The organism is Paracraurococcus ruber (genome assembly GCF_004353985.1).
GTDB classification, from domain to species: domain Bacteria; phylum Pseudomonadota; class Alphaproteobacteria; order Acetobacterales; family Acetobacteraceae; genus Paracraurococcus; species Paracraurococcus ruber.
Map to the genome: position 1 here is coordinate 1 of NZ_SMOA01000541.1, position 1,668 is coordinate 1,668.

The 1,668-nt window shown below is 80.7% G+C and carries 1 protein-coding gene; it reads right to left on the minus strand.

The genetic code is table 11. The features are described from left to right. On the minus strand, positions 1-1,668 hold a 1,668-nt coding region (locus tag E2C05_RS33690), incomplete at both ends, for a hypothetical protein (protein ID WP_205083243.1).

Sequence of the window (1,668 nt, forward strand, 5' to 3'; positions counted from 1 at the left end):
CCAGAGCGCCCAGCGCCCGCCCTCCCCCCCCAGCCGGTCCAGCGCCGCCGCCAGCGGCCCCGGCCGGGCGCAGACCAGCGCGCCGCCGGGATCGGCGAAGGCCAGCGACCATTCGTCGAGGGCGCCGCGCAGCACCGGCGCGGCATGCGATGCCGGGCCCCGCGGCGGCTCCTCGACCTCGTCCGCATCGGCGCAGAAGGCGACCGCGCCCGGCGCCCGCGCCGCGGCCCAGGCGAACCAGCCCAGCGCCGCGGGATCGAGCAGCATCCCGGCGGGCAGCAGCAGCACCAGGTCGGCATCGGCCTCGCCCACCGCCATGCGCTCGGCGCCCGCACCGGCGGGGCGGAGGCCGAGGCGCGGGTCCTGCGCCGCCGCCTGCCGCGCCAGCGCCAGGGCGGCGGGCGGCGCCAGCAGGGTCGCGGTCCAGCCCGGCAGTCCCTGCGCCTGCAGGCTGTCCAGCGTGCGGCGCAGCCCGCGCACCGTGCCGGCGCTGCCATCGAGCACGACATGCACGCGCAGCGCCGGCGCGCCGGGCGGCGGCGGCACCGCGTGCTGCCGGCGGAACTGCGCATAGAGCTCCGGCGGCCAGGCGGCGAAGCTTTCGACCTGCGGCAGCCGGTCCTCCAGCCGCTGCAGCGTCGCGCGCATCTCGGCGATCTGCGCCGCGAGCGATTGCAGGGCCGGCCGCGCCGCCGCCGGGGTGACCTCCAGGGCATGCGGCGCGCCGACCGGGCGGCCGGTGCCCGTCTCGCGCAGCAGGATGCAGGCGGCGCGCTCCTCCGCCAGGATGCGGCGGCCATCCCAGGCCAGCCGGAAGCCGAAGGCGCCGTCCGGCCGCGCCAGCGCCGCCTGGACCGTGCCGACCACCTGGCCGTCGCAGAGCACCTCCAGCGCCACCGGCGCGCCGTCGCCGCGGCGGGCCCAGCCGCAGATGCGGTCGCCGGTGACGTAGTCGATGCCGCCGGCGAGGCCCGCGGCCTCGCCCTCCGCCCAGCCGGCCAGCGCCGCCGCCGCATCGGCCCAGAGCATGCCGTGCCGCGCCGCCAGCGCCTCGGCCACCGCCGGCAGGCCGGCGAGGCGGCGGAGCAGCGCCGCGCCGCCGGGCGCCTCCTCCTCGGGCGTCGATGGATGCAGGGCGAAGCGGTGGCGCAGCCAGGCGGCGACCACGCGCCGCTCCCCGGGCGCCATGCCGTCCTGCGGCGGGCCGAGGCCGTCCACCAGCGGGTGCAGCACGTCGCGCCGGAAGCGCGGGCTGCCCAGCATGCCCCGCAGCAGGTCCAGGCGCGTGGCGGCCGGCGGCGGCGCATCGCCGTCCAGGCCACGGCCGAGCAGGGCGAAGGCGGCATGCGCCGCGTCATCCGGCAGGACCGGCATGCGCAGCCAATGCAGGCCGGAGGCGAGCGCCGGCAAGGCGGCGGCGAGCATCGCCTGCCCGGCCGGCCATTGCGCCGCCAGGATCTCCGCCGCCGCCGGCAGGCCCAGCAGCGCGGCCAGCAGCGCCCCGGCATGCGGCGGGTCGCCCGCAACGGGCGCCGCGCCGAGCCGGTCCGCGAGGAAGGCGGCGCAGCGCCGCAGCGCCGGCCTGGGCAGCGCGCCAGCGGCCAGGGCGCCATCCCCCTCGAGCGGCGCCAGGACCGCGCGGCGGAAGCGCTCGCCCGACAGCGCATG